This window comes from Enterobacter sp. MGH 33 (assembly GCF_000534535.1).
GTDB lineage: Bacteria > Pseudomonadota > Gammaproteobacteria > Enterobacterales > Enterobacteriaceae > Enterobacter > Enterobacter hormaechei_C.
The window spans coordinates 4649250-4675351 of record NZ_KI973212.1 but is presented as its reverse complement, the minus strand read 5'-3'; the positions used below and the strand labels follow the sequence as shown (position 1 = coordinate 4675351).

Below are 26102 nucleotides of genomic sequence, written 5' to 3'. Positions count from 1 at the left end.
AAAACGACAACAATACACAAAAACAGAACCGGGAGGGGAGTGATGTCTCAGACAGCGAAAGTGCTGCTGCTGTATGCCCATCCGGAATCACAGGACTCGGTGGCGAACCGGGTGCTGCTTAAGCCGGCCACACAGCTCAGTAACGTAACGGTGCACGATCTCTACGCGCACTATCCTGATTTTTTTATCGATATTCCTTACGAGCAGGAACTGCTGCGTCAGCACGACGTGATTGTGTTCCAGCATCCGCTTTATACCTACAGCTGTCCGGCGCTGCTCAAAGAGTGGCTGGACCGCGTGCTGAGCCGGGGCTTCTCCAGCGAGGTGGGGGGCAACCAGCTGGCGGGAAAGTACTGGCGGAGTGTCATTACCACCGGTGAGCCGGAAAGCGCTTACCGTCACGACGGGCTGAACCGTTACCCCATGAGCGACATTCTGCGGCCGTTTGAGCTGACGGCGGCGATGTGCCGTATGCACTGGATGAGCCCGATTATTATCTACTGGGCACGGCGGCAGGATCCGAAAGCACTGGCGAGCCATGCCAGGGCCTATGGCGAATGGCTGGCGTCACCGATTCCGGCGGGAGGACGCTAATGGACGGTTCGAATTTACTCCTTGCCGGGGTGCTGTTTCTGTTTGCCGCCGTCGTCGCGGTCCCGCTTGCCGCGCGTCTCGGCATTGGCGCGGTGCTGGGCTATTTGCTGGCGGGGATCGCCATTGGCCCCTGGGGGCTTGGGTTTATCAGCGATGTGGATGAAATTCTCCACTTCTCCGAGCTGGGCGTGGTCTTCCTGATGTTTATCATCGGGCTGGAGCTGAACCCCGCCAAGCTGTGGCAACTGCGGCAATCTATTTTTGGCGTCGGGGCGGCGCAGGTGTTACTCAGCGCGGCCATTCTCGCGGGACTGCTGATGTTGACGCAGTTTTCCTGGCAGGCCGCGGTGATTGGCGGGATCGGTCTTGCGATGTCGTCGACGGCGATGGCGCTTCAGCTGATGCGCGACAAAGGGATGAACCGCAACGAGGCGGGGCAGCTGGGTTTTTCGGTGCTGCTGTTCCAGGATTTAGCGGTGATCCCGGCGCTGGCGCTGGTGCCGCTGCTGGCGGGCTCCGGAGACGATCATTTCGACTGGATGAAGATCTCCATGAAGGTGCTGGCCTTCGCGGGGATGCTGATCGGCGGACGGTTTTTACTGCGTCCGGTATTCCGGTTTATTGCCGCATCCGGCGTGCGCGAGGTATTCACCGCCGCAACGCTGCTGCTGGTGCTTGGCTCAGCGCTGTTTATGGATGCGCTGGGGCTGTCGATGGCGCTTGGGACGTTTATCGCCGGGGTGCTGCTTGCGGAAAGCGAGTACCGCCACGAGCTGGAGACCGCCATCGATCCGTTTAAGGGGCTGCTGTTAGGGCTGTTCTTTATCTCGGTGGGTATGGCGCTTAATCTTGGCGTGCTCTATACCCATCTGCTGTGGGTTATTGCGAGTGTCGCCGTGCTGGTGGCGGTCAAAACGCTGGTGCTGTATCTCCTCGCGAGGATTTACGGGCTGCGCAGCTCGGAAAGAATGCAGTTTTCCAGCGTGTTAAGCCAGGGTGGAGAATTTGCGTTTGTGCTGTTTTCCACGGCGTCGTCTCAGAAGCTGTTCAAAGATGACCAGATGGCGCTGCTGCTGGTGACGGTTACGCTGTCGATGATGACCACCCCGCTGCTGATGAAGCTGGTGGACAAACTGCTGTCGCGCCGCCTGAATCCCGCAGACGATGAAGACGAAGCGCCGTGGGTGGAAGATGATAAACCGCAGGTGATCGTCGTGGGCTTTGGTCGCTTCGGACAGGTGATTGGTCGCCTGTTGATGGCGAATAAAATGCGCATTACGGTGCTGGAGCGCGATATCAGCGCCGTCAACCTGATGCGCAAATATGGTTATAAGGTGTACTACGGCGATGCGACGCAGCTTGAGCTGTTGCGCTCGGCGGGGGCAGAGGCTGCGGAGTCCATCGTCATCACCTGCAACGATCCGGAAGACACGATGAAGCTGGTGGAGCTGTGCCAGCAGCATTTCCCGCATCTGCATATTCTGGCGCGTGCGCGTGGACGTGTGGAGGCTCACGAACTTTTGCAGGCGGGTGTGAAACACTTCTCCCGCGAAACCTTCTCCAGCGCGCTGGAGCTGGGACGCAAGGCGCTGGTTTCGCTGGGTATGCATCCTCACCAGGCGCAACGCGCCCAGATGCATTTCCGCCGGCTGGATATGCGAATGCTGCGTGAACTGATGCCCGTGCACAGCGACACGGCGCAGATCTCCCGCGTGCGGGAAGCGCGTCGCGAACTGGAGGAGATCTTCCAGCGTGAGATGCAACAGGAACGACGCCAGCTCGACGGCTGGGATGAATTTGAATAAAGGGTAACGAAAGATGGCTGTACGTAAACGCTTTATCGCGGGCGCAAAATGCCCATCCTGCCAGGCGCAAGATACACTGGCCATGTGGCGTGAAAATAATATCGATATCGTTGAATGTGTTAAGTGCGGTCACCAGATGCGTGAGGCCGACAAAGAAGCCCGCGATCACGTTCGCAAAGAAGAGCAAGTGATCGGCATTTTTCATCCAGACTAGCGATATGCTCTGAGTTTTTTTAAGCTTAAGGGTACACGGGTGCAGATTTCCGCTACAATCTGCGCCAGCAATTTTCCCACGCTCAGGAGATATCATGAAAGTAGCAAAAGACCTGGTGGTCAGCCTGGCCTATCAGGTACGTACAGAAGACGGTGTGTTGGTTGATGAGTCTCCGGTGAGTGCGCCGCTGGACTACCTGCATGGTCACGGTTCCCTGATTTCCGGCCTGGAAACGGCGCTGGAAGGCCATGAAGTTGGCGACAAATTCGACGTTGCTGTAGGCGCAAACGACGCTTACGGTCAGTATGACGACAACCTGGTTCAGCGCGTTCCTAAAGACGTATTCATGGGCGTTGACGAGTTGCAGGTTGGTATGCGCTTCCTGGCGGAAACTGACCAGGGGCCGGTTCCGGTTGAAATCACTGAAGTTGAAGACGACCACGTTGTGGTTGACGGCAACCACATGCTGGCGGGTCAGAACCTGAAGTTCAACGTAGAAGTTGTTGCGATCCGTGAAGCGACCGAAGAAGAGCTGGCTCATGGCCACGTTCACGGTGCGCACGGTCACGACCATGACCACGATCACGGCCACGACGGCTGCTGCGGTGGTCACGGCCACGACCACGACCATGGTCATGACCACGGCCACGGTAAAGGTGGTTGTGGTAACGGCGGCTGCGGTTGCCACTGATTCCGTACTCCGGAAAATAAAAAAGCGGGATAATCCCGCTTTTTTTACGCCTCAATAATGAGGTGGTGGCGTCTCTTCTGACTGAGAGGCAATGTTTGACGGCTGCGTGGCCTTCAGCTTTTCCGTCAGCAGGCGCATGTGATCGCGCAGTTTTGCCATTTCAAGCTCATGGGCCGTCACGGTCTGGTTCAGTTCTTCGATGGTGATGTCCTGAAAAGCCAGGCGGCTTTCCAGCTCAGCCAGTCTCGCTTCGATCGTTGTATCCTTCATCATTCACCTCGTTTATCTCTCATTCGCCATAATGGACCAGCGGCGGCGAAGTTTAGCTGACTTTTTCCCTAAGTACAGTATCCATCTCCCTGACAAGAAACTTATTTAAACAAAAATAGTCTGAAAAGAAGCGACATTCGGGGGAGTCTGTCTGTAGATTTCTTCCACAACGTTTTATAGTACGTCACTCATTTACGTTTAACACTGGGGTGAGAGACCTCAGGTCCTGGAGATATGGATGAAATCACTGTTTAAAGTTACGCTGCTGGCGACCACTATGGCTGTAGCGCTCAATGCGCCGCTGTCTTTCGCTGCTGATACTGCTGCGAAGCCTGCTGCGACTACAGACAGCAAAGCGGCATTCAAAAATGACGACCAGAAATCCGCCTACGCACTTGGCGCGTCTCTGGGTCGTTACATGGAAAACTCTCTGAAAGAACAAGAGAAACTGGGCATCAAACTGGACAAAAACCAGCTGATCGCAGGGGTTCAGGATGCGTTCGCAGACAAGAGCAAACTGTCTGACCAGGAAATCGAGCAGACTCTGCAAGCGTTTGAAGCGCGCGTGAAAGGCGCCGCTCAGACCAAGATGGAAGCAGACGCTAAAGATAACGAAGCGAAAGGCAAAGCCTACCGCGACAAGTTCGCTAAAGAGAAAGGCGTTAAAACCTCTTCTACTGGCCTGATCTATAAAGTTGAGAAAGAAGGTACCGGCGACGCGCCTAAAGACAGCGACACCGTTGTGGTGAACTACAAAGGTACGCTGATCGACGGTAAAGAGTTCGATAACTCTTATACCCGTGGTGAGCCTCTCTCCTTCCGTCTGGATGGTGTGATCCCGGGCTGGACCGAAGGCCTGAAGAACATCAAGAAAGGCGGTAAAATCAAGCTGGTCATCCCACCGGATCTGGCTTACGGCAAAACCGGCGTTCCGGGTATCCCGGCTAACTCCACGCTGGTATTTGATGTAGAACTGCTGGACATCAAACCGGCGCCGAAAGCGGATGCGAAAACAGACGCACCGGCTGACGACAAAGCCGCAGCAGCTAAGAAGTAATCCTGAAAAAAACCGCCGCCTTTACAGGCGGCGGTTTTTTTATTGCGGGGCAGATATAATTAACACTGGAAAGCGTTATACACGCTGTATTAATTTAGTTGTCCGTGTAGATAATGAGCCTGCCCTGAAAACCTAACGACAGGCTCCTGAAAAGGAGTGTTTTTTTCATGTCCAGGTCGCTTTTAACCAACGAAACCAGTGAACTTGATTTGCTGGATCAACGTCCATTTGACCAGACCGACTTCGATATTCTGAAATCCTACGAAGCGGTAGTGGACGGGTTAGCGATGCTCATTGGTTCCCACTGCGAAATCGTATTGCATTCCCTGCAAGATCTTAAGTGTTCCGCTATCCGCATTGCGAATGGTGAGCACACTGGCCGTAAAATTGGTTCGCCAATAACCGACCTTGCATTGCGTATGTTGCATGACATGACCGGCGCGGACAGCAGCGTCTCAAAATGCTATTTCACCCGCGCCAAAAGTGGCGTGCTGATGAAATCAGAAACGATCGCGATTCGAAATCGCGAACACCGGGTAATCGGTTTGCTGTGCATCAACATGAACCTTGATGTGCCATTCTCGCAAATCATGAGCACCTTCATCCCGCCAGAAACGCCGGACGTGGGCTCATCGGTGAACTTTGCTTCTTCGGTTGAGGATCTCGTGACCCAGACGCTGGAGTTCACCATTGAAGAGGTGAATGCCGATCGCAACGTATCCAACAACGCCAAGAATCGTCAGATCGTCCTGAACCTCTATGAGAAAGGGATTTTTGATATCAAAGATGCCATCAACCAGGTGGCCGATCGCCTGAATATCTCCAAACACACGGTTTACCTCTATATTCGCCAGTTCAAAAGCGGCGACTTCCTGGGACAAGACAAGTAATGCGTTTTGCGTTAATGGTGACGGGCCCGGCGTACGGTACCCAGCAGGCCAGCAGCGCGCTACAGTTTGCCCATGCGCTGCTTGATGCCGGTCATGAACTGGCAAGCGTCTTCTTTTATCGCGAAGGCGTATATAACGCGAACCAGTTTACGTCTCCGGCGAGCGATGAGTTTGACCTCGTGCGCGCCTGGCAAAAATTAAACGAAACGCAGGGCGTTGACCTGCATATCTGCGTCGCGGCGGCACTGCGTCGCGGCGTGACGGATGTGACCGAAGCCGAACGCCTTGGTCTGGCGGGGGCTAACCTGCAACCGGGCTTTTCGCTCAGCGGACTGGGTGCCCTGGCACAGGCGGCGTTGACCTGCGACAGAGTGGTGCAATTTTGATGAAGCGCGTAGCGTTTGTTTTTACTTCTGCGCCGCATGGCAGCGCTTCAGGCCGGGAAGGGCTGGATGCATTGCTCGCGACATCGGCTTTAACCGAAGATATCGGCGTCTTCTTTTTAGGCGATGGCGTATTCCAGCTTCTGGCAGGCCAACAACCGCAGGCCATTCTTGCGCGCGACTACATTGCGACCTTTAAAGTTCTGCCGCTCTATGACATTGAAACCTTCTATGTGTGCGCCGACTCGCTGGCCGCGCGTGGGTTAAACGAGAAAACACCGTTCGTGCTGGACGTGACGATCCTGACATCTGCTGCGCTGCGCGAACAACTCTCTCACTACGATACCGTTCTGACTTTCTGAGGCTGTCATGCTCCATACCCTGAGCCGTTCACCGTGGCAATGCGATATCGACACGTTACTGAGCATGCTGCGCGAAGGTGATGATCTGCTGCTGATTCAGGATGGCGTGCTTGCGGCGCTTGAAGGCAGCCGTTTTGTTGAAATCCTCGCTAATGCCCCCATAACAGTCTCTGCGCTGAAAGAGGATCTGGATGCGCGGGGTCTTTCTGGTCAAATTTCAGCCAAAATTGACGTGGTTGGCTATACTGATTTCGTCAATCTTACTGTGACGCACGCCAGTCAAATGAACTGGTGATTTGAGATCGCTGTATATTTCTTGACACCTTTTCGACGTAGCCCTAAAATTTCGCGTCCTCATATTGTATGAGGTCGTTTTATTACGTGTTTACGAAGCAAAAGCTAAAACCAGGAGCTATTTAATGGCAACAGTTAACCAGCTGGTACGCAAACCACGTGCACGCAAAGTTGCAAAAAGCAACGTGCCTGCGCTGGAAGCCTGCCCGCAGAAACGTGGCGTATGTACTCGTGTATATACCACCACTCCTAAAAAACCAAACTCCGCACTGCGTAAAGTATGCCGTGTGCGTTTGACTAACGGTTTCGAAGTGACTTCCTACATCGGTGGTGAAGGTCACAACCTTCAGGAGCACTCCGTGATCCTGATCCGTGGCGGTCGTGTTAAAGACCTTCCGGGTGTTCGTTACCACACCGTTCGTGGTGCGCTGGACTGCTCAGGTGTTAAAGACCGTAAGCAGGCTCGCTCCAAGTACGGCGTGAAGCGTCCTAAGGCTTAATGGTTCTCCGTTAAGTAAGGCCAAACTGATTTATCTTAATGTCAAACTAAACTCGTAGAGTTTTGGACAATCCTGAATTAACAACGGAGTAATCCCATGCCACGTCGTCGCGTCATTGGTCAGCGTAAAATTCTTCCAGATCCGAAATTCGGATCAGAACTGCTGGCAAAATTTGTAAATATCCTGATGGTAGATGGTAAAAAATCTACCGCAGAAGCAATCGTATACAGCGCGCTGGAGACCCTGGCTCAGCGTTCTGGTAAAAATGAACTGGAAGCCTTCGAAGTCGCTCTCGACAACGTGCGCCCGACTGTAGAAGTTAAGTCTCGCCGCGTTGGTGGTTCTACTTATCAGGTTCCAGTTGAAGTTCGTCCGGTTCGTCGTAATGCTCTGGCAATGCGTTGGATCGTTGAAGCTGCTCGTAAACGCGGTGATAAATCCATGGCTCTGCGTCTGGCGAACGAACTTTCTGATGCTGCGGAAAACAAAGGTACCGCAGTTAAGAAACGTGAAGACGTTCACCGTATGGCAGAAGCCAACAAGGCGTTCGCACACTACCGTTGGTAATCCCTTCGGAGTCGTAGTCACCAGGCGGGCGCTTCAGAGAAGCCGCCCGCTCTGGGTAACTTAACTGAACGCCTAAAGATATAAACGAGGAATCAAATGGCTCGTACAACACCCATCGCACGCTACCGTAACATCGGTATCAGTGCGCACATCGACGCCGGTAAAACCACTACTACCGAACGTATTCTGTTCTACACCGGTGTAAACCATAAAATCGGTGAAGTTCATGACGGCGCAGCCACCATGGACTGGATGGAACAGGAGCAGGAGCGTGGTATTACTATCACCTCCGCAGCGACTACTGCATTCTGGTCAGGTATGGCTAAGCAGTACGAACCGCATCGCGTAAACATCATCGACACCCCAGGGCACGTTGACTTCACCATCGAAGTAGAACGTTCCATGCGTGTTCTTGACGGCGCGGTAATGGTTTATTGCGCAGTTGGTGGTGTTCAGCCACAGTCTGAAACCGTATGGCGTCAGGCAAACAAATATAAAGTTCCACGCATCGCGTTCGTTAACAAAATGGACCGTATGGGTGCTAACTTCCTGAAAGTTGTTGGCCAGATCAAAACCCGTCTGGGCGCGAACCCTGTTCCGCTTCAGCTGGCAATTGGTGCTGAAGAAGGTTTCACCGGCGTTATCGACCTGGTGAAAATGAAAGCCATCAACTGGAACGAAGCAGATGCGGGCGTTACCTTCGAATACGAAGATATCCCGGCAGAGATGCAGGACCTGGCTGACGAATGGCACCAGAACCTGATCGAATCCGCAGCAGAAGCTTCTGAAGAGCTGATGGAGAAATACCTGGGTGGTGAAGAACTGTCTGAGCAAGAGATCAAATCTGCTCTGCGTCAGCGCGTTCTGAACAACGAAATCATCCTGGTAACCTGTGGTTCTGCGTTCAAGAACAAAGGTGTTCAGGCGATGCTGGATGCGGTAGTTGACTACCTGCCATCCCCGGTTGACGTTCCTGCGATCAACGGCATCCTGGACGACGGTAAAGATACTCCGGCTGAGCGTCACGCAAGTGATGACGAGCCGTTCTCTGCACTGGCGTTCAAAATTGCTACCGACCCATTCGTGGGTAACCTGACCTTCTTCCGCGTTTACTCTGGTGTGGTTAACTCCGGTGACACCATCCTGAACTCCGTGAAAGCGGCGCGTGAACGTTTTGGCCGTATCGTACAGATGCACGCTAACAAACGTGAAGAGATCAAAGAAGTTCGTGCGGGCGACATCGCTGCTGCTATCGGTCTGAAAGACGTGACCACTGGTGACACCCTGTGTGACCCGGATCACCCGATCATTCTGGAGCGTATGGAATTCCCTGAGCCGGTAATCTCCATCGCAGTTGAACCAAAAACCAAAGCTGACCAGGAAAAAATGGGTCTGGCTCTGGGCCGTCTGGCGAAAGAAGACCCATCATTCCGCGTATGGACTGATGAAGAATCTAACCAGACTATCATCGCTGGTATGGGTGAACTGCACCTGGACATCATCGTTGACCGTATGAAGCGTGAATTCAACGTTGAAGCGAACGTGGGTAAACCTCAGGTTGCTTACCGCGAAGCGATTCGCGCGAAAGTTACCGATGTTGAAGGTAAACACGCTAAGCAGTCTGGTGGTCGCGGTCAGTACGGTCACGTTGTGATCGACATGTACCCACTGGAGCCGGGCTCTAACCCTAAAGGTTACGAGTTCATCAACGACATCAAAGGTGGTGTAATTCCTGGCGAATACATCCCTGCCGTTGATAAAGGCATCCAGGAGCAGCTGAAAGCTGGTCCTCTGGCTGGTTACCCGGTTGTAGACATGGGTGTTCGTCTGCACTTCGGTTCTTACCACGACGTTGACTCCTCTGAACTGGCGTTTAAACTGGCTGCGTCTATTGCCTTTAAAGAAGGCTTTAAGAAAGCAAAACCAGTTCTGCTTGAGCCGATCATGAAGGTTGAAGTAGAAACTCCTGAAGAGAACACCGGTGACGTTATCGGTGACTTGAGCCGTCGTCGCGGTATGCTGCGTGGTCAGGAATCCGAAGTAACTGGCGTTAAGATCCACGCTGAAGTTCCGCTGTCTGAAATGTTCGGATATGCGACTCAGCTGCGTTCTCTGACCAAAGGTCGTGCATCATACACTATGGAATTCCTGAAGTATGATGATGCGCCGAACAACGTTGCTCAGGCCGTTATCGAAGCCCGTGGTAAGTAATCCACAGGATTAAAACCTAAGTCCCGTGCTCTCTCCGAAGGGGAGAGCACTATAGTAAGGAATATAGCCGTGTCTAAAGAAAAATTTGAACGTACAAAACCGCACGTCAACGTTGGTACTATCGGCCACGTTGACCATGGTAAAACTACCCTGACTGCTGCAATCACCACCGTACTGGCTAAAACCTACGGCGGTGCTGCTCGTGCTTTCGACCAGATCGATAACGCACCAGAAGAAAAAGCTCGTGGTATCACCATCAACACCTCTCACGTTGAGTATGACACCCCGACTCGCCACTACGCACACGTAGACTGCCCAGGCCACGCCGACTATGTTAAAAACATGATCACCGGTGCTGCGCAGATGGACGGCGCGATCCTGGTTGTTGCTGCGACTGACGGCCCTATGCCTCAGACTCGTGAGCACATCCTGCTGGGTCGTCAGGTAGGCGTTCCTTACATCATCGTGTTCCTGAACAAATGCGACATGGTTGATGACGAAGAACTGCTGGAACTGGTAGAGATGGAAGTTCGTGAACTGCTGTCTCAGTACGATTTCCCAGGCGACGACACTCCAATCGTTCGTGGTTCCGCGCTGAAAGCGCTGGAAGGCGAAGCAGAGTGGGAAGAGAAAATCATCGAACTGGCTGGCTACCTGGATTCTTACATCCCAGAACCAGAGCGTGCGATTGACAAGCCATTCCTGCTGCCAATCGAAGACGTATTCTCCATCTCCGGTCGTGGTACCGTTGTTACCGGTCGTGTAGAGCGCGGTATCATCAAAGTTGGTGAAGAAGTTGAAATCGTTGGTATCAAAGAGACTGCGAAGTCTACCTGTACTGGCGTTGAAATGTTCCGCAAACTGCTGGACGAAGGCCGTGCTGGTGAGAACGTTGGTGTTCTGCTGCGTGGTATCAAACGTGAAGAAATCGAACGTGGTCAGGTTCTGGCGAAGCCAGGCTCAATCAAGCCACACACCAAGTTCGAATCTGAAGTGTACATTCTGTCCAAAGACGAAGGCGGCCGTCATACTCCGTTCTTCAAAGGCTACCGTCCACAGTTCTACTTCCGTACAACTGACGTGACCGGTACCATCGAACTGCCAGAAGGCGTAGAGATGGTAATGCCAGGCGACAACATCAAGATGGTTGTGACGCTGATCCACCCAATCGCGATGGACGACGGTCTGCGTTTCGCAATCCGTGAAGGCGGCCGTACCGTTGGCGCGGGCGTTGTTGCTAAAGTTCTGGGCTAATTAATTATCCCTGAAATAAAAAGGACGCTCCGGCGTCCTTTTTTGTTTTCTGCCGTTGGGGCATTGTCATAAAAATTCGCATTTTTTGCTTTCTCCCGCCACGTATTCCGACGCCCGCGCTATTGTAATCATAACCATTCTCACTTACACTTTGCGCATATTTTGAACGGGAGTCTTTATGTACGTTTGTTTATGTAATGGTGTAAGCGACAAAAAAATTCGTCAGGCCGTTCGCCAGTTTCAACCACAATCTTTCCAGCAGCTTCGCAAGTTTGTTCCGGTGGGAAATCAATGCGGTAAATGCGTTCGCGCAGCGCGTGAGATCATGCAGGACGAACTGATGCAGATCCCGGAATTCAAAGAGATCGCGTAAGCCTCTATCTTTTTTTTGACATCCCCGTAGCCCGATCTACGCTTCAATGAGTGGAAGCGGAGGGACTATATAATGAAAGGTGATGTTAAAATCATAAGTTATCTCAATAAATTATTGGGAAATGAGCTTGTCGCAATCAATCAGTATTTTCTCCATGCAAGAATGTTTAAAAACTGGGGACTGACTCGCCTCAACGATGTTGAATACCATGAGTCCATTGATGAAATGAAACACGCCGATAAATACATTGAGCGTATTTTATTCCTCGAAGGCATTCCTAACCTACAGGATCTCGGAAAACTGGGCATCGGAGAAGATGTCGAAGAGATGCTGCGTTCTGATCTCCGGCTGGAGCTGGAGGGTGCAAAAGATCTGCGTGAAGCCATTGCCTATGCGGACAGCGTACATGACTACGTCAGCCGCGATATGATGATCCAGATCCTGGCCGATGAAGAAGGGCACATCGACTGGCTTGAGACCGAACTGGATCTCATTAGCAAAATTGGCCTACAGAACTACCTTCAGTCTCAGATCAAAGTGGAAAGTTAATCAGGCTTTCCCAGCCAACGCATAAACCCGCTGCCGCCAGAAATGGCCCAAAAGGCAGTGGGTTTTTTAATGCCTGCTTATCAGGGGTAAATAACGAGAAAGCAACCAGATACAGCAGAGCCATTAACGCGGCCACTAATGCAAGTATTGGTAGTACACACCAGCCATGCCATGCCCCCAGCGCCGCCAGATATTTTATGTCGCCATATCCCATCCCTTCACGTCGGCAGATGAGACGGTATCCCCAATAGATAATGGCGAATCCGGCGTATCCTGCCATCGCACCCACTACCGCGCTCGGCAAAAAATCAGGATGGTGACAAAGCTGGTAGAGCAGGCCCGTCCACAGCAGCGGGCAAAGAAATTTATCGGGAAGAAGCCCCGTGCGAATATCGGTGCGAACAAGCAAGGCCGATAACGCAAAATAGATCAGCAGAAAGGGGAGGGACAGTAGCATAGCGAGAGCCTCAAAATGGTTTGAGCGCATACTCGTAATAATCTGCATGCCCGGCAATGTGTAAAAACAGCAATTGCGTAGCGGCTTCAGACAAAGAGTTGAGAAGGGATACTTTGCATAAAAAATTGCGCGGCCTTACGTATAGTACGTCTTTGGCGCTTAATTTCTAAACGGCACTTGCGTCTTTCTCTGATTTACGTATAATGCGCGGGCTTGTCGTAATTGACGGCGGGTTCAATCTGAACCAGAGTAGCTCACTTTGTTACTCAACAATGCTCCCAATTGGGGAGCTACGTAAGAACGGTTACACTCTCCCATCAATCGTAATGGGTTTGAGGAGTAATCATTTTCGTTTATAAAATAATTGGAGCTCTGGTCTCATGCAGAACCAAAGAATCCGTATCCGCCTTAAAGCGTTTGATCATCGTCTGATCGATCAATCAACCGCGGAAATCGTCGAGACTGCTAAGCGCACTGGTGCGCAAGTCCGTGGTCCGATCCCGCTGCCGACCCGCAAAGAGCGCTTTACCGTTCTGATCTCTCCGCACGTTAACAAAGATGCGCGTGATCAGTACGAAATCCGCACTCACAAGCGTCTGGTTGACATCGTTGAGCCAACTGAGAAAACCGTTGATGCTCTGATGCGTCTGGATCTGGCTGCCGGTGTAGACGTGCAGATCAGCCTGGGTTAATCAGGTCATCGAGCGATTGAGAGGTTGAAACAATGATTGGTTTAGTCGGTAAAAAAGTGGGTATGACCCGCATCTTCACTGAAGATGGCGTTTCTATCCCAGTAACCGTAATCGAAGTTGAAGCAAACCGCGTTACTCAGGTTAAAGATCTGGCTAACGATGGCTACCGCGCTATTCAGGTTACCACTGGTGCTAAAAAAGCTAACCGTGTAACCAAACCAGAAGCGGGTCACTTCGCTAAAGCTGGCGTTGAAGCTGGCCGTGGTCTGTGGGAATTCCGTCTTGCTGAAGGCGAAGAGTTCACCGTAGGTCAGGACATTAGCGTTGAGCTGTTTGCTGACGTTAAAAAAGTTGACGTAACCGGTACCTCTAAAGGTAAAGGTTTTGCTGGTACCGTTAAGCGCTGGAACTTCCGTACCCAGGACGCTACTCACGGTAACTCCTTGTCTCACCGCGTTCCGGGTTCTATCGGTCAGAACCAGACTCCGGGCAAAGTGTTCAAAGGCAAGAAAATGGCAGGTCAGCTGGGCAACGAACGTGTAACCGTTCAGAGCCTGGACGTAGTACGTGTTGACGCTGAGCGCAACCTGCTGCTGGTTAAAGGTGCGGTCCCGGGTGCAACCGGTAGCGACCTGATCGTTAAACCAGCTGTGAAGGCGTAAGGGGATAGCAATGGAATTAGTATTGAAAGACGCGCAGAGCGCGCTGACTGTTTCCGAAACTACCTTCGGTCGTGATTTCAACGAAGCGCTGGTTCACCAGGTTGTTGTTGCTTATGCAGCTGGTGCTCGTCAGGGTACTCGTGCTCAGAAGACTCGTGCTGAAGTAACTGGTTCAGGCAAAAAGCCATGGCGCCAGAAAGGTACCGGCCGTGCGCGTTCAGGTTCTATCAAGAGCCCGATCTGGCGTTCAGGTGGCGTGACCTTCGCTGCGCGTCCACAGGACCACAGTCAAAAAGTTAACAAAAAGATGTACCGCGGCGCGCTGAAAAGCATTCTGTCCGAACTGGTACGTCAGGATCGTCTGATCGTTGTCGAGAAGTTCTCTGTTGAAGCGCCTAAAACTAAGCTGCTGGCACAGAAACTGAAAGACATGGCTCTGGAAGATGTGCTGATCATCACCGGTGAGCTGGACGAGAACCTGTTCCTGGCCGCGCGTAACCTGCACAAGGTTGACGTACGCGACGCGACTGGTATCGACCCGGTTAGCCTGATCGCCTTCGACAAAGTCGTAATGACTGCTGATGCTGTTAAGCAAGTTGAGGAGATGCTGGCATGATTCGTGAAGAACGTCTGCTGAAGGTGCTGCGCGCACCGCACGTTTCTGAAAAAGCGTCTACTGCGATGGAAAAAACAAACACCATCGTTCTCAAAGTTGCTAAAGACGCGACCAAAGCAGAGATCAAAGCTGCTGTGCAGAAACTGTTTGAAGTCGAAGTCGAAGTCGTTAACACCCTGGTAGTTAAAGGGAAAGTTAAACGTCACGGACAGCGTATCGGTCGTCGTAGCGACTGGAAAAAAGCTTACGTCACCCTGAAAGAAGGCCAGAACCTGGACTTCGTTGGCGGCGCTGAGTAAGTCGGAGGAGTAATACAATGGCAGTTGTTAAATGTAAACCGACATCTCCGGGTCGTCGCCACGTAGTTAAAGTGGTTAACCCTGAGCTGCACAAGGGCAAACCTTTTGCTCCGTTGCTGGAAAAAAACAGCAAATCCGGTGGTCGTAACAACAATGGCCGTATCACCACTCGTCACATCGGTGGTGGCCACAAGCAGGCTTATCGTATTGTTGACTTCAAACGCAACAAAGACGGTATCCCAGCAGTTGTTGAGCGTCTTGAGTACGATCCGAACCGTTCCGCGAACATCGCGCTGGTTCTGTACAAAGATGGCGAACGCCGTTACATCCTGGCCCCTAAAGGCCTGAAAGCTGGCGACCAGATTCAGTCTGGCGTTGATGCTGCAATCAAAGCAGGCAACACCCTGCCGATGCGCAATATCCCGGTTGGTTCTACCGTTCATAACGTAGAAATGAAACCTGGTAAAGGCGGTCAGCTGGCGCGTTCCGCGGGTACTTACGTTCAGATCGTTGCGCGTGACGGTGCTTATGTCACCCTGCGTCTGCGTTCTGGTGAAATGCGTAAAGTCGAAGCAGACTGCCGCGCTACTCTGGGCGAAGTTGGCAATGCTGAGCATATGCTGCGCGTTCTGGGTAAAGCTGGTGCTGCACGCTGGCGTGGTGTTCGTCCTACCGTTCGCGGTACTGCGATGAACCCAGTCGACCACCCACATGGTGGTGGTGAAGGTCGTAACTTTGGTAAGCACCCGGTAACTCCGTGGGGCGTTCAGACCAAAGGTAAGAAGACCCGCAGCAACAAGCGTACTGATAAATTTATCGTACGTCGCCGTAGCAAATAATTTTAGAGGATAAGCCATGCCACGTTCTCTCAAGAAAGGTCCTTTTATTGACCTGCACTTGCTGAAGAAGGTAGAGAAAGCGGTGGAAAGCGGAGACAAGAAGCCCCTGCGCACTTGGTCCCGTCGTTCAACGATCTTTCCTAACATGATCGGTTTGACCATCGCTGTCCATAATGGTCGTCAGCACGTTCCAGTCTTTGTTACCGACGAAATGGTTGGTCACAAACTGGGTGAATTCGCACCGACTCGTACTTATCGCGGCCACGCTGCTGATAAAAAAGCGAAGAAGAAATAAGGTAGGAGGAAGAGATGGAAACTTTAGCTCAACATCGCCATGCTCGTTCTTCTGCACAGAAGGTTCGCCTTGTTGCTGACCTGATTCGCGGTAAGAAAGTGTCGCAGGCCCTGGACATCCTGACCTATACCAACAAGAAAGCTGCGGTATTGGTCAAGAAAGTACTGGAATCTGCCATTGCTAACGCTGAACACAACGATGGCGCTGACATCGACGATCTGAAAGTCGCGAAAATTTTCGTAGATGAAGGCCCAAGCATGAAGCGCATTATGCCGCGTGCGAAAGGTCGTGCAGATCGCATCCTGAAGCGCACCAGCCACATTACTGTGGTTGTGTCCGATCGCTGAGACTCTGGAGACTAGCAATGGGTCAGAAAGTACATCCTAATGGTATTCGCCTGGGTATTGTAAAACCATGGAACTCTACCTGGTTTGCGAACACCAAAGAATTCGCTGACAACCTGGACAGCGATTTTAAAGTACGTCAGTACCTGACTAAGGAACTGGCTAAAGCGTCTGTATCTCGTATCGTTATCGAGCGTCCAGCTAAGAGCATCCGTGTGACTATTCACACTGCTCGCCCTGGCATCGTTATCGGTAAGAAAGGCGAAGACGTAGAAAAACTGCGCAAGGTCGTAGCGGATATCGCTGGCGTTCCTGCACAGATCAATATCGCTGAAGTTCGTAAGCCTGAACTGGACGCTAAATTGGTTGCTGACAGCATCACTTCTCAGCTGGAACGTCGCGTTATGTTCCGTCGTGCTATGAAGCGTGCTGTACAGAACGCAATGCGTCTGGGCGCTAAAGGTATCAAAGTTGAAGTTAGCGGCCGTCTGGGCGGCGCGGAAATCGCACGTACCGAATGGTACCGCGAAGGTCGCGTACCGCTGCACACTCTGCGTGCTGACATCGACTACAACACCTCTGAAGCGCACACCACTTACGGTGTAATCGGCGTTAAGGTATGGATCTTCAAAGGTGAGATCCTGGGTGGTATGGCTGCTGTTGAACAACCGGAAAAACCGGCTGCTCAACCTAAAAAGCAGCAGCGTAAAGGCCGTAAATAAGGAGCGTCGCTGATGTTACAACCAAAGCGTACAAAATTCCGTAAAGTGCACAAAGGCCGCAACCGTGGTCTGGCGCAGGGTACGGATGTTAGCTTCGGCACTTTCGGTCTGAAAGCTGTTGGCCGTGGTCGTCTGACTGCACGTCAGATCGAAGCAGCACGTCGTGCAATGACCCGTGCAGTTAAGCGTCAAGGTAAGATCTGGATCCGTGTATTCCCGGACAAACCGATCACCGAGAAGCCACTGGAAGTTCGTATGGGTAAAGGTAAAGGTAACGTGGAGTACTGGGTTGCCTTGATCCAACCGGGCAAAGTCCTTTATGAAATGGACGGTGTTCCGGAAGAGCTGGCCCGTGAAGCCTTCGGCCTGGCAGCAGCGAAACTGCCTATCAAAACCACCTTTGTAACTAAGACGGTGATGTAATGAAAGCAAAAGAGCTGCGTGAAAAAAGCGTTGAAGAGCTGAACGCTGAGCTGCTGAACCTGCTGCGTGAGCAGTTCAACCTGCGTATGCAGGCTGCAAGTGGCCAGCTGCAACAGACTCACCTGCTGAAGCAAGTGCGTCGCAATGTTGCGCGCGTTAAGACTTTACTGACTCAGAAGGCGGGTGCGTAATGACCGATAAAATCCGTACTCTGCAAGGTCGTGTTGTTAGCGATAAAATGGAGAAATCCATTGTTGTAGCTATCGAACGTTTTGTGAAACACCCGATCTACGGTAAATTCATCAAGCGTACGACCAAACTGCACGTACATGACGAGAACAACGAATGTGGTATCGGCGACAAGGTTGAAATCCGTGAATGCCGTCCACTGTCCAAGACTAAGTCCTGGACGCTGGTTCGCGTTGTAGAGAAAGCGGTTCTGTAATAGAGTACGCATTCTCAATACGAATAAACGGCTCAGCGATGAGCCGTTTATTTTTTCTACCCATATTGCAGAAGCGGTGTTATAATACCGCGCCCTCGATATGGGGCTTTTTAACGGCTCTGATTTTAGAGTCTCAGGTAGTAGTTGACATTAGCGGAGCACTAAAATGATCCAAGAACAGACTATGCTGAACGTCGCCGACAACTCCGGTGCACGTCGCGTAATGTGTATCAAGGTTCTGGGTGGCTCGCACCGTCGCTACGCAGGCGTAGGCGACATCATCAAGATCACCATCAAGGAAGCAATTCCACGTGGTAAGGTCAAAAAAGGTGATGTGCTGAAGGCGGTAGTGGTGCGCACCAAGAAGGGTGTTCGTCGCCCTGACGGTTCTGTCATTCGCTTCGATGGTAATGCATGCGTTATTTTAAACAATAACAGCGAGCAGCCTATCGGCACGCGTATCTTTGGGCCGGTAACTCGTGAACTTCGTACTGAGAAGTTCATGAAAATTATCTCTCTGGCACCAGAAGTACTCTAAGGAGCGAATCATGGCAGCGAAAATCCGTCGTGATGACGAAGTTATCGTGTTAACCGGTAAAGATAAAGGTAAACGCGGTAAAGTAAAAAATGTTCTGTCTTCCGGCAAACTTGTCGTTGAAGGTATCAACCTGGTTAAGAAACATCAGAAGCCGGTTCCGGCCCTGAACCAACCAGGCGGCATCGTTGAAAAAGAAGCTGCTATTCAGGTTTCTAACGTTGCAATCTTCAATGCGGCTACCGGCAAGGCTGACCGTGTAGGCTTTAGATTCGAAGACGGTAAAAAAGTCCGTTTCTTCAAATCTAACAGCGAAACTATCAAGTAATTTGGAGTAGTACGATGGCGAAACTGCATGATTACTACAAAGACGAAGTAGTTAACAAACTCATGACTGAGTTTAACTACAATTCTGTCATGCAAGTCCCTCGGGTCGAGAAGATCACCCTGAACATGGGTGTTGGTGAAGCGATCGCTGACAAGAAACTGCTGGATAACGCAGCAGCTGACCTGACAGCAATCTCCGGTCAAAAACCGCTGATCACCAAAGCACGCAAATCTGTTGCAGGCTTCAAAATCCGTCAGGGCTATCCGATCGGCTGTAAAGTAACTCTGCGTGGCGAACGCATGTGGGAGTTCCTTGAGCGCCTGATCACTATTGCTGTTCCACGTATCCGTGACTTCCGTGGCTTGTCCGCTAAGTCTTTCGACGGTCGTGGTAACTACAGCATGGGTGTCCGTGAGCAGATCATCTTCCCAGAAATCGACTACGATAAAGTCGACCGCGTGCGTGGTTTGGATATTACCATTACCACTACTGCGAAATCTGATGAAGAAGGCCGTGCTCTGCTGGCTGCCTTTGACTTCCCGTTCCGCAAGTAAGGTAGGGTTACTGAATGGCTAAGCAATCAATGAAAGCACGCGAAGTAAAGCGCGTAGCTTTAGCTGATAAATTCTTCGCTAAACGCGCTGAACTGAAAGCGATCATTTCTGATGTGAACGCTTCCGACGAAGATCGTTGGAATGCGGTTCTCAAGCTGCAGTCTCTGCCGCGTGATTCCAGCCCGTCTCGTCAGCGTAACCGCTGTCGTCAAACAGGTCGTCCACATGGTTATGTGGGCAAGTTTGGGTTGAGCCGTATCAAACTGCGTGAAGCCGCCATGCGCGGTGAAGTGCCAGGCTTGAAAAAGGCTAGCTGGTAATTACCAATTGAATCACGGGAGTAAAGACAGATGAGCATGCAAGATCCGATCGCGGATATGCTGACCCGTATCCGTAACGGTCAGGCCGCGAACAAAGTTGCGGTCACCATGCCTTCCGCCAAGCTGAAAGTGGCAATTGCCAACGTGCTGAAGGAAGAAGGTTTTATCGAAGATTTTAAAGTTGAAGGCGACACCAAGCCGGAACTGGAACTTACTCTCAAGTATTTCCAGGGTAAAGCTGTTGTAGAAAGCATTCAGCGTGTCAGCCGCCCAGGCCTGCGCATCTATAAGAAAAAAGATGAGCTGCCAAAAGTAATGGCTGGTCTTGGTATCGCAGTTGTTTCTACCTCTAAAGGTGTTATGACTGATCGTGCAGCGCGCCAGGCTGGTCTTGGTGGCGAAATTATCTGCTACGTAGCCTAATCGGAGGAAAGAATGTCTCGTGTTGCTAAAGCACCGGTCGTTATTCCTGCCGGCGTTGATGTAAAAATCGACGGTCAGGTTATTACGATCAAAGGTAAAAACGGCGAGCTGACTCGTACCCTCAACAATGCTGTTGAAGTTAAACATGCAGATAACGCTCTGACCTTCGGTCCACGTGATGGTTTCGTGGATGGATGGGCTCAGGCTGGTACCGCGCGTGCCCTGCTGAACTCAATGGTTGTTGGTGTTACCGAAGGCTTCACTAAAAAGCTTCAGCTGGTTGGTGTAGGTTATCGTGCAGCTATCAAAGGGAATGCAGTAGGCCTGTCTCTGGGCTTCTCACACCCTGTTGAGCATCCGCTGCCGGCCGGTATCACTGCAGAATGCCCGACTCAGACTGAAATCGTGCTGAAAGGCGCTGATAAACAGCTGATCGGTCAGGTTGCAGCAGATCTGCGCGCCTACCGTCGTCCTGAGCCTTATAAAGGCAAGGGTGTTCGTTACGCCGACGAAGTCGTGCGTACCAAAGAGGCTAAGAAGAAGTAAGGTAACACTATGGATAAGAAATCTGCTCGTATCCGTCGTGCGACCCGCGCACGCCGCAAGCTCAAAGAGCTGGGTGCAACTCGCCTGGTGGTACATCGTACCCCGCGTCATATTTACGCACAGGTAATTGCACCGAACGGTTCTGAAGTTCTGGTAGCTGCTTCTACTGTAGAAAAAGCTATCTCAGAACAATTGAAGTATACCGGTAACAAAGACGCCGCAGCAGCTGTAGGTAAAGCTGTCGCTGAACGCGCTCTGGAAAAAGGCATCAGCAATGTTTCCTTTGACCGTTCCGGGTTCCAATATCATGGTCGTGTCCAGGCACTGGCAGATGCTGCCCGTGAAGCTGGCCTTCAGTTCTAAGGTAGAGGTGTAAGATGGCTCACATCGAAAAACAGGCTGGCGAACTGCAGGAAAAGCTGATCGCGGTAAACCGCGTATCTAAAACCGTTAAAGGTGGTCGTATTTTCTCCTTCACAGCTCTGACTGTAGTGGGTGATGGTAACGGTCGCGTTGGTTTTGGTTACGGTAAAGCGCGTGAAGTTCCAGCAGCGATCCAGAAAGCGATGGAAAAAGCCCGTCGCAATATGATTAACGTCGCGCTGAACAACGGTACCCTGCAACACCCAGTTAAAGGTGTTCACACGGGTTCTCGTGTATTCATGCAGCCAGCTTCCGAAGGTACCGGTATCATCGCCGGTGGTGCAATGCGCGCCGTTCTGGAAGTTGCTGGAGTTCATAACGTTCTGGCTAAAGCATATGGTTCCACCAACCCGATCAACGTGGTTCGTGCAACTATTGATGGCCTGGAAAATATGAATTCTCCAGAAATGGTCGCTGCCAAGCGTGGTAAATCCGTTGAAGAAATTCTGGGGTAATTGACCATGGCAAAGACTATTAAAATCACTCAAACCCGCAGTGCAATCGGTCGTCTGCCGAAACACAAGGCAACGCTGCTTGGCCTGGGTCTGCGTCGTATTGGTCATACCGTTGAGCGCGAGGATACTCCTGCTGTTCGTGGTATGGTCAACGCGGTTTACTTCATGGTTAAAGTTGAGGAGTAAGAGATGCGTTTAAATACTCTGTCTCCGGCCGAAGGCTCTAAAAAGGCGGGTAAACGCCTGGGTCGTGGTATCGGTTCTGGCCTCGGCAAAACCGGTGGTCGTGGTCACAAAGGTCAGAACTCTCGTTCTGGCGGTGGCGTACGTCGCGGTTTCGAGGGTGGCCAGATGCCACTGTACCGTCGTCTGCCGAAGTTCGGCTTCACCTCTCGCAAAGCAGCGATCACAGCGGAAATCCGTCTGTCTGACCTGGCGAAAGTTGAAGGCGGCGTTGTAGACCTGAACACGCTGAAAGCGGCTAACATTATCGGTATCCAGATCGAGTTCGCGAAAGTGATCCTGGCTGGTGAAGTTTCTACTCCGGTAACTGTTCGTGGCCTGCGTGTTACTAAAGGTGCTCGTGCTGCTATCGAAGCTGCTGGCGGTAAAATTGAGGAATAAGTAGCAGATGGCTAAGCAACCGGGATTAGATTTTCAAAGTGCCAAAGGTGGATTTGGCGAGCTGAAACGCAGACTGCTGTTTGTAATCGGCGCGCTGATTGTGTTCCGTATTGGCTCTTTTATTCCGATCCCTGGTATTGATGCCGCTGTACTTGCCAAACTGCTTGAGCAACAGCGAGGCACCATCATTGAAATGTTCAACATGTTCTCTGGTGGTGCTCTCAGCCGTGCTTCTATTTTCGCACTGGGTATTATGCCGTATATTTCGGCATCGATTATTATCCAGCTGCTGACGGTCGTTCATCCGGCCCTGGCAGAGTTGAAGAAAGAAGGGGAGTCTGGACGTCGTAAGATTAGCCAGTACACCCGTTACGGCACTCTGGTGCTGGCAATATTCCAGTCGATCGGTATTGCTACCGGTCTTCCGAATATGCCTGGTATGCAGGGCCTGGTATTAAACCCAGGCTTTGCATTCTATTTCACCGCTGTTGTAAGTCTGGTCACAGGGACCATGTTCCTGATGTGGCTCGGCGAACAGATTACTGAACGAGGTATCGGTAACGGTATCTCAATCATTATCTTCGCCGGTATCGTTGCGGGTCTCCCGCCGGCCATCGCCCATACTATCGAGCAAGCGCGTCAAGGCGACCTGCACTTCCTCCTGTTGCTGTTGGTTGCAGTATTAGTATTTGCAGTGACGTTCTTTGTTGTCTTCGTTGAACGTGGTCAACGCCGCATTGTGGTGAACTACGCTAAACGTCAGCAGGGTCGTCGTGTCTATGCTGCACAGAGCACACATTTACCGCTGAAAGTGAATATGGCGGGGGTTATCCCGGCTATCTTCGCTTCCAGTATTATTCTGTTCCCGGCAACCATCGCGTCATGGTTCGGGGGCGGTACTGGTTGGAACTGGCTGACAACAATTTCGCTGTATTTGCAGCCTGGGCAACCACTTTATGTGTTACTCTATGCGTCTGCGATCATCTTCTTCTGTTTCTTCTACACGGCGTTGGTCTTCAACCCGCGTGAAACAGCAGATAACCTGAAGAAGTCCGGTGCATTTGTACCAGGAATTCGTCCGGGAGAGCAAACGGCGAAGTATATCGATAAAGTAATGACTCGCCTGACTTTGGTTGGTGCGCTTTATATTACTTTTATCTGCCTGATCCCGGAGTTCATGCGTGATGCAATGAAAGTACCGTTCTACTTCGGTGGGACCTCACTGCTTATCGTTGTGGTCGTGATTATGGACTTTATGGCTCAAGTGCAAACTCTGATGATGTCCAGTCAGTATGAGTCTGCATTGAAGAAGGCGAACCTGAAAGGCTACGGCCGCTAACTGGTCGCCTGAGAAGTTACGGAGAGTAAAAATGAAAGTTCGTGCTTCCGTCAAGAAATTATGCCGTAACTGCAAAATCGTTAAGCGTGATGGTGTCATCCGTGTGATTTGCAGTGCCGAGCCGAAGCATAAACAGCGCCAAGGCTGATTATTTCGCATATTTTTCTTGCAAAGTTGGGTTGAGCTGGCTAGATTAGCCAGCCAATCTTTTGTATGTCTGTACGTTTCCATTTGAGTATCCTGAAAACGGGCTTTTCAGCATGGTGCGTACATATTAAATAGTAGGAGTGCATAGTGGCCCGTATAGCAGGCATTAACATTCCTGATCAGAAACATGCTGTGATCGCATTAACTTCGATCTATGGCGTCGGCAAGACCCGTTCTAAAGCCATTCTGGCTGCAGCGGGTATCGCTGAAGATGTTAAGATCAGTGAGCTGTCTGAAGAACAAATCGACACGCTGCGTGACGAAGTTGCCAAATTTGTCGTTGAAGGTGATCTGCGCCGTGAAATCAGCATGAGCATCAAGCGCCTGATGGATCTTGGTTGCTATCGCGGTTTGCGTCATCGTCGTGGTCTGCCAGTGCGCGGTCAGCGTACTAAGACCAACGCACGTACCCGTAAGGGTCCGCGCAAACCGATCAAGAAATAATCGGGGTGATTGAATAATGGCAAAGGCACCAGTTCGTGCACGTAAACGTGTAAGAAAACAAGTCTCTGACGGCGTGGCTCATATCCATGCTTCTTTCAACAACACCATCGTTACTATTACTGATCGTCAGGGTAACGCATTGGGTTGGGCAACAGCCGGTGGTTCCGGTTTCCGTGGTTCTCGCAAATCCACTCCGTTCGCAGCTCAGGTTGCAGCAGAGCGTTGCGCTGAAGCCGTAAAAGAATACGGCATCAAGAATCTGGAAGTTATGGTTAAAGGTCCGGGTCCGGGTCGTGAATCTACTGTTCGCGCTCTGAACGCCGCTGGTTTCCGCATCACGAATATTACTGATGTGACTCCGATCCCTCATAACGGTTGTCGTCCGCCGAAAAAACGTCGCGTATAACGCTCGTTTTTTAGGTTAGTTGGAGATAGAAAATGGCAAGATATTTGGGTCCTAAGCTCAAGCTGAGCCGTCGTGAGGGCACCGACTTATTCCTTAAGTCTGGCGTTCGCGCGATCGATACCAAGTGTAAAATTGAACAAGCTCCTGGCCAGCACGGTGCGCGTAAACCGCGTCTGTCTGACTATGGTGTGCAGTTGCGTGAAAAGCAAAAAGTTCGCCGTATCTACGGTGTGCTGGAGCGTCAGTTCCGTAACTACTATAAAGAAGCAGCACGTCTGAAAGGCAACACAGGTGAAAACCTGCTGGCTCTGCTGGAAGGTCGTCTGGACAACGTTGTATACCGTATGGGCTTCGGCGCGACTCGTGCTGAATCACGCCAGCTGGTTAGCCATAAAGCAATCATGGTAAACGGTCGTGTTGTTAACATCGCTTCTTATCAGGTTAAAGCGAATGACGTTGTTAGCATTCGTGAGAAAGCGAAAAAGCAATCTCGCGTGAAAGCCGCTCTGGAGCTGGCTGAGCAGCGTGAAAAGCCAACCTGGCTGGAAGTTGATGCTGGCAAGATGGAAGGTACGTTCAAGCGTCAGCCAGAACGTTCTGATCTGTCTGCGGACATTAACGAACACCTGATCGTCGAGCTTTACTCCAAGTAAAGCTTAGTACCAAAGAGAGGACACAATGCAGGGTTCTGTGACAGAGTTTCTAAAACCGCGCCTGGTAGATATCGAGCAAGTGAGTTCGACGCACGCCAAGGTGACCCTTGAGCCTTTAGAGCGTGGCTTTGGCCATACTCTGGGTAACGCACTGCGCCGTATTCTGCTCTCATCGATGCCGGGTTGCGCGGTGACCGAGGTTGAGATTGATGGTGTACTTCATGAGTACAGCACCAAAGAAGGCGTTCAGGAAGATATCCTTGAAATCCTGCTCAACCTGAAAGGGCTGGCGGTGAGAGTTCAGGGTAAAGATGAAGTTATTCTTACTCTGAATAAATCTGGCATTGGCCCTGTGACTGCAGCCGACATCACCCACGACGGTGATGTTGAAATCGTCAAGCCGCAGCACGTGATCTGCCACCTGACCGATGAGAACGCAGCTATTATCATGCGTATCAAAGTTCAGCGCGGTCGTGGTTATGTGCCGGCTTCTGCCCGAATTCATTCGGAAGAAGATGAGCGCCCAATCGGCCGTCTGCTGGTCGACGCATGTTACAGCCCTGTAGAGCGTATTGCCTACAATGTTGAAGCAGCGCGTGTAGAACAGCGTACCGACCTGGACAAGCTGGTCATCGAAATGGAAACCAATGGCACAATCGATCCTGAAGAGGCGATTCGTCGTGCGGCAACCATCCTGGCAGAACAACTGGAAGCTTTCGTTGACTTACGTGATGTACGTCAGCCGGAAGTGAAAGAAGAGAAACCAGAATTCGATCCGATCCTGCTGCGCCCTGTTGACGATCTGGAATTGACTGTCCGCTCTGCTAACTGCCTCAAGGCAGAAGCTATCCACTATATCGGTGATCTGGTACAGCGTACCGAGGTTGAGTTGCTGAAAACGCCGAACCTGGGTAAAAAATCTCTTACCGAGATTAAAGACGTGCTGGCTTCACGTGGTCTGTCTCTGGGCATGCGCCTGGAAAACTGGCCACCGGCAAGCATTGCTGACGAGTAACCGGATCACAGGTTAAGGTTTT

At 51.4% G+C, this 26102-nt stretch carries 44 protein-coding genes; 42 read left to right on the top strand and 2 right to left on the bottom strand.

Annotated features, from left to right (window positions below):
• Positions 1-42 precede the first annotated feature (42 nt).
• The 4 genes from kefG to slyD all read left to right on the top strand — a co-directional run bounded on the left by kefG (position 43) and on the right by slyD (position 3304).
• Positions 43-594, top strand: coding sequence for a glutathione-regulated potassium-efflux system ancillary protein KefG (kefG, locus tag L379_RS02205; RefSeq protein WP_032655329.1), 552 nt, complete (start codon positions 43-45; stop codon positions 592-594).
• Positions 594-2399, top strand: a complete 1806-nt coding sequence (kefB, locus tag L379_RS02210; RefSeq protein ID WP_032103994.1) for a glutathione-regulated potassium-efflux system protein KefB — start codon at positions 594-596, stop codon at positions 2397-2399. The genes kefG and kefB overlap by 1 nt, the downstream gene beginning before the upstream one ends.
• Before the next feature lie 13 nt (positions 2400-2412).
• Positions 2413-2613 (top strand): YheV family putative zinc ribbon protein, encoded by a 201-nt coding sequence (locus L379_RS02215; protein ID WP_003861689.1) that lies wholly within the window; start codon positions 2413-2415, stop codon positions 2611-2613.
• A gap of 94 nt (positions 2614-2707) precedes the next feature.
• The gene (gene slyD, locus L379_RS02220) at positions 2708-3304 is read left to right on the top strand and encodes a peptidylprolyl isomerase (RefSeq protein WP_017384174.1); all 597 of its coding nucleotides are present in this window, start codon (positions 2708-2710) and stop codon (positions 3302-3304) included.
• 51 nt (positions 3305-3355) lie between these two features.
• Here the strand turns inward: slyD and L379_RS02225 are convergent, their stop codons facing one another.
• Entirely contained in the window at positions 3356-3574 is a 219-nt protein-coding gene (locus L379_RS02225; protein WP_003861693.1) for a protein SlyX, read from the bottom strand.
• 238 nt (positions 3575-3812) lie between these two features.
• Between L379_RS02225 and fkpA the strand changes: the two genes are divergently transcribed.
• The 11 genes from fkpA to bfr all read left to right on the top strand — a co-directional run bounded on the left by fkpA (position 3813) and on the right by bfr (position 12014).
• Positions 3813-4631 (top strand): FKBP-type peptidyl-prolyl cis-trans isomerase, encoded by an 819-nt coding sequence (fkpA, locus tag L379_RS02230; protein ID WP_003861695.1) that lies wholly within the window; start codon positions 3813-3815, stop codon positions 4629-4631.
• Between the two features lie 167 nt (positions 4632-4798).
• On the top strand, positions 4799-5521 hold the full coding sequence (locus tag L379_RS02235) for a helix-turn-helix transcriptional regulator (protein WP_003861697.1): 723 nt from the start codon (positions 4799-4801) through the stop codon (positions 5519-5521).
• A complete protein-coding gene (gene tusD, locus L379_RS02240; RefSeq protein WP_015571410.1) occupies positions 5521-5907 on the top strand; it encodes a sulfurtransferase complex subunit TusD in 387 nt (128 codons plus the stop codon). Before L379_RS02235 ends, tusD begins: the two co-directional genes overlap by 1 nt.
• The gene (gene tusC, locus L379_RS02245; RefSeq protein ID WP_003861700.1) at positions 5907-6266 is read left to right on the top strand and encodes a sulfurtransferase complex subunit TusC; all 360 of its coding nucleotides are present in this window, start codon (positions 5907-5909) and stop codon (positions 6264-6266) included. Before tusD ends, tusC begins: the two co-directional genes overlap by 1 nt.
• A 7-nt stretch (positions 6267-6273) precedes the next feature.
• A complete protein-coding gene (tusB, locus tag L379_RS02250; protein ID WP_015571409.1) occupies positions 6274-6561 on the top strand; it encodes a sulfurtransferase complex subunit TusB in 288 nt (95 codons plus the stop codon).
• Positions 6562-6685: 124 nt separating this feature from the next.
• Positions 6686-7060, top strand: coding sequence for a 30S ribosomal protein S12 (gene rpsL, locus L379_RS02255; RefSeq protein ID WP_000246815.1), 375 nt, complete (start codon positions 6686-6688; stop codon positions 7058-7060).
• Between the two features lie 96 nt (positions 7061-7156).
• Positions 7157-7627, top strand: a complete 471-nt coding sequence (gene rpsG, locus L379_RS02260; RefSeq protein WP_003861706.1) for a 30S ribosomal protein S7 — start codon at positions 7157-7159, stop codon at positions 7625-7627.
• Positions 7628-7723: 96 nt separating this feature from the next.
• A complete protein-coding gene (fusA, locus tag L379_RS02265; protein ID WP_006812195.1) occupies positions 7724-9838 on the top strand; it encodes an elongation factor G in 2115 nt (704 codons plus the stop codon).
• A gap of 69 nt (positions 9839-9907) precedes the next feature.
• Entirely contained in the window at positions 9908-11092 is a 1185-nt protein-coding gene (gene tuf, locus L379_RS02270) for an elongation factor Tu (RefSeq protein ID WP_022651945.1), read from the top strand.
• A 178-nt stretch (positions 11093-11270) separates the two neighbouring features.
• Positions 11271-11465, top strand: coding sequence for a bacterioferritin-associated ferredoxin (bfd, locus tag L379_RS02275; protein ID WP_003863268.1), 195 nt, complete (start codon positions 11271-11273; stop codon positions 11463-11465).
• A gap of 72 nt (positions 11466-11537) precedes the next feature.
• Positions 11538-12014, top strand: coding sequence for a bacterioferritin (bfr, locus tag L379_RS02280; RefSeq protein ID WP_003863270.1), 477 nt, complete (start codon positions 11538-11540; stop codon positions 12012-12014).
• Here the strand turns inward: bfr and L379_RS02285 are convergent.
• The gene (locus tag L379_RS02285; RefSeq protein ID WP_032655326.1) at positions 11998-12471 is read right to left on the bottom strand and encodes a prepilin peptidase; all 474 of its coding nucleotides are present in this window, start codon (positions 12469-12471) and stop codon (positions 11998-12000) included. The genes bfr and L379_RS02285 overlap by 17 nt on opposite strands.
• A 380-nt stretch (positions 12472-12851) precedes the next feature.
• Here L379_RS02285 and rpsJ point away from each other — a divergent pair, with 380 nt between their 5' ends.
• The 27 genes from rpsJ (at position 12852) to rpoA (ending at position 26080) form a co-directional block, all read left to right on the top strand.
• Positions 12852-13163, top strand: a complete 312-nt coding sequence (gene rpsJ / locus L379_RS02290) for a 30S ribosomal protein S10 (RefSeq protein WP_001181005.1) — start codon at positions 12852-12854, stop codon at positions 13161-13163.
• 32 nt (positions 13164-13195) lie between these two features.
• Entirely contained in the window at positions 13196-13825 is a 630-nt protein-coding gene (gene rplC / locus L379_RS02295) for a 50S ribosomal protein L3 (protein ID WP_003863274.1), read from the top strand.
• 10 nt (positions 13826-13835) lie between these two features.
• A complete protein-coding gene (gene rplD, locus L379_RS02300) occupies positions 13836-14441 on the top strand; it encodes a 50S ribosomal protein L4 (RefSeq protein ID WP_000424395.1) in 606 nt (201 codons plus the stop codon).
• On the top strand, positions 14438-14740 hold the full coding sequence (rplW, locus tag L379_RS02305) for a 50S ribosomal protein L23 (RefSeq protein WP_000617546.1): 303 nt from the start codon (positions 14438-14440) through the stop codon (positions 14738-14740). The genes rplD and rplW overlap by 4 nt, the downstream gene beginning before the upstream one ends.
• A gap of 17 nt (positions 14741-14757) precedes the next feature.
• Entirely contained in the window at positions 14758-15579 is an 822-nt protein-coding gene (rplB, locus tag L379_RS02310; RefSeq protein ID WP_000301859.1) for a 50S ribosomal protein L2, read from the top strand.
• A 16-nt stretch (positions 15580-15595) separates the two neighbouring features.
• Positions 15596-15874, top strand: a complete 279-nt coding sequence (gene rpsS / locus L379_RS02315) for a 30S ribosomal protein S19 (protein WP_001138117.1) — start codon at positions 15596-15598, stop codon at positions 15872-15874.
• A gap of 14 nt (positions 15875-15888) precedes the next feature.
• Complete coding sequence (gene rplV / locus L379_RS02320) at positions 15889-16221, top strand: 50S ribosomal protein L22 (protein WP_002919773.1); 333 nt, start codon at positions 15889-15891, stop codon at positions 16219-16221.
• Positions 16222-16238: 17 nt separating this feature from the next.
• The gene (gene rpsC / locus L379_RS02325; protein WP_000529945.1) at positions 16239-16940 is read left to right on the top strand and encodes a 30S ribosomal protein S3; all 702 of its coding nucleotides are present in this window, start codon (positions 16239-16241) and stop codon (positions 16938-16940) included.
• A gap of 12 nt (positions 16941-16952) precedes the next feature.
• A complete protein-coding gene (rplP, locus tag L379_RS02330; RefSeq protein ID WP_002919759.1) occupies positions 16953-17363 on the top strand; it encodes a 50S ribosomal protein L16 in 411 nt (136 codons plus the stop codon).
• Positions 17363-17554 (top strand): 50S ribosomal protein L29, encoded by a 192-nt coding sequence (gene rpmC / locus L379_RS02335; RefSeq protein ID WP_003863282.1) that lies wholly within the window; start codon positions 17363-17365, stop codon positions 17552-17554. Before rplP ends, rpmC begins: the two co-directional genes overlap by 1 nt.
• Complete coding sequence (rpsQ, locus tag L379_RS02340; RefSeq protein WP_002438707.1) at positions 17554-17808, top strand: 30S ribosomal protein S17; 255 nt, start codon at positions 17554-17556, stop codon at positions 17806-17808. The genes rpmC and rpsQ overlap by 1 nt, the downstream gene beginning before the upstream one ends.
• Positions 17809-17974: 166 nt before the next feature.
• Positions 17975-18346 (top strand): 50S ribosomal protein L14, encoded by a 372-nt coding sequence (gene rplN, locus L379_RS02345; protein ID WP_002919748.1) that lies wholly within the window; start codon positions 17975-17977, stop codon positions 18344-18346.
• A gap of 10 nt (positions 18347-18356) precedes the next feature.
• On the top strand, positions 18357-18671 hold the full coding sequence (gene rplX / locus L379_RS02350) for a 50S ribosomal protein L24 (RefSeq protein ID WP_003863287.1): 315 nt from the start codon (positions 18357-18359) through the stop codon (positions 18669-18671).
• Positions 18672-18685: 14 nt separating this feature from the next.
• Positions 18686-19225, top strand: coding sequence for a 50S ribosomal protein L5 (rplE, locus tag L379_RS02355; protein WP_003863290.1), 540 nt, complete (start codon positions 18686-18688; stop codon positions 19223-19225).
• Positions 19226-19239: 14 nt separating this feature from the next.
• Entirely contained in the window at positions 19240-19545 is a 306-nt protein-coding gene (rpsN, locus tag L379_RS02360; RefSeq protein WP_003863291.1) for a 30S ribosomal protein S14, read from the top strand.
• Between the two features lie 30 nt (positions 19546-19575).
• A complete protein-coding gene (gene rpsH / locus L379_RS02365) occupies positions 19576-19968 on the top strand; it encodes a 30S ribosomal protein S8 (protein ID WP_006178918.1) in 393 nt (130 codons plus the stop codon).
• A 12-nt stretch (positions 19969-19980) separates the two neighbouring features.
• Positions 19981-20514, top strand: a complete 534-nt coding sequence (gene rplF, locus L379_RS02370) for a 50S ribosomal protein L6 (protein ID WP_006178917.1) — start codon at positions 19981-19983, stop codon at positions 20512-20514.
• Positions 20515-20523: 9 nt separating this feature from the next.
• Positions 20524-20877, top strand: a complete 354-nt coding sequence (gene rplR, locus L379_RS02375) for a 50S ribosomal protein L18 (RefSeq protein ID WP_003863297.1) — start codon at positions 20524-20526, stop codon at positions 20875-20877.
• A 14-nt stretch (positions 20878-20891) separates the two neighbouring features.
• Positions 20892-21392, top strand: a complete 501-nt coding sequence (gene rpsE / locus L379_RS02380) for a 30S ribosomal protein S5 (protein ID WP_003863299.1) — start codon at positions 20892-20894, stop codon at positions 21390-21392.
• 6 nt (positions 21393-21398) lie between these two features.
• Entirely contained in the window at positions 21399-21578 is a 180-nt protein-coding gene (gene rpmD, locus L379_RS02385) for a 50S ribosomal protein L30 (RefSeq protein WP_003863301.1), read from the top strand.
• A 3-nt stretch (positions 21579-21581) separates the two neighbouring features.
• Complete coding sequence (gene rplO, locus L379_RS02390) at positions 21582-22016, top strand: 50S ribosomal protein L15 (RefSeq protein WP_003863304.1); 435 nt, start codon at positions 21582-21584, stop codon at positions 22014-22016.
• A 7-nt stretch (positions 22017-22023) separates the two neighbouring features.
• Positions 22024-23355 carry a preprotein translocase subunit SecY gene (gene secY / locus L379_RS02395; RefSeq protein ID WP_003863305.1) on the top strand — a complete coding sequence of 444 codons (1332 nt, stop codon included), beginning with the start codon at positions 22024-22026 and terminating at the stop codon, positions 23353-23355.
• Between the two features lie 31 nt (positions 23356-23386).
• Positions 23387-23503, top strand: coding sequence for a 50S ribosomal protein L36 (rpmJ, locus tag L379_RS0124350; protein ID WP_000868187.1), 117 nt, complete (start codon positions 23387-23389; stop codon positions 23501-23503).
• Positions 23504-23649: 146 nt separating this feature from the next.
• Positions 23650-24006 carry a 30S ribosomal protein S13 gene (rpsM, locus tag L379_RS02400; protein ID WP_003863308.1) on the top strand — a complete coding sequence of 119 codons (357 nt, stop codon included), beginning with the start codon at positions 23650-23652 and terminating at the stop codon, positions 24004-24006.
• A 16-nt stretch (positions 24007-24022) separates the two neighbouring features.
• Positions 24023-24412 (top strand): 30S ribosomal protein S11, encoded by a 390-nt coding sequence (gene rpsK, locus L379_RS0124345; RefSeq protein WP_003863312.1) that lies wholly within the window; start codon positions 24023-24025, stop codon positions 24410-24412.
• Between the two features lie 32 nt (positions 24413-24444).
• Positions 24445-25065 carry a 30S ribosomal protein S4 gene (gene rpsD / locus L379_RS02405; RefSeq protein ID WP_003863314.1) on the top strand — a complete coding sequence of 207 codons (621 nt, stop codon included), beginning with the start codon at positions 24445-24447 and terminating at the stop codon, positions 25063-25065.
• 25 nt (positions 25066-25090) lie between these two features.
• The gene (gene rpoA / locus L379_RS02410) at positions 25091-26080 is read left to right on the top strand and encodes a DNA-directed RNA polymerase subunit alpha (RefSeq protein WP_032655322.1); all 990 of its coding nucleotides are present in this window, start codon (positions 25091-25093) and stop codon (positions 26078-26080) included.
• Positions 26081-26102 lie beyond the last annotated feature (22 nt).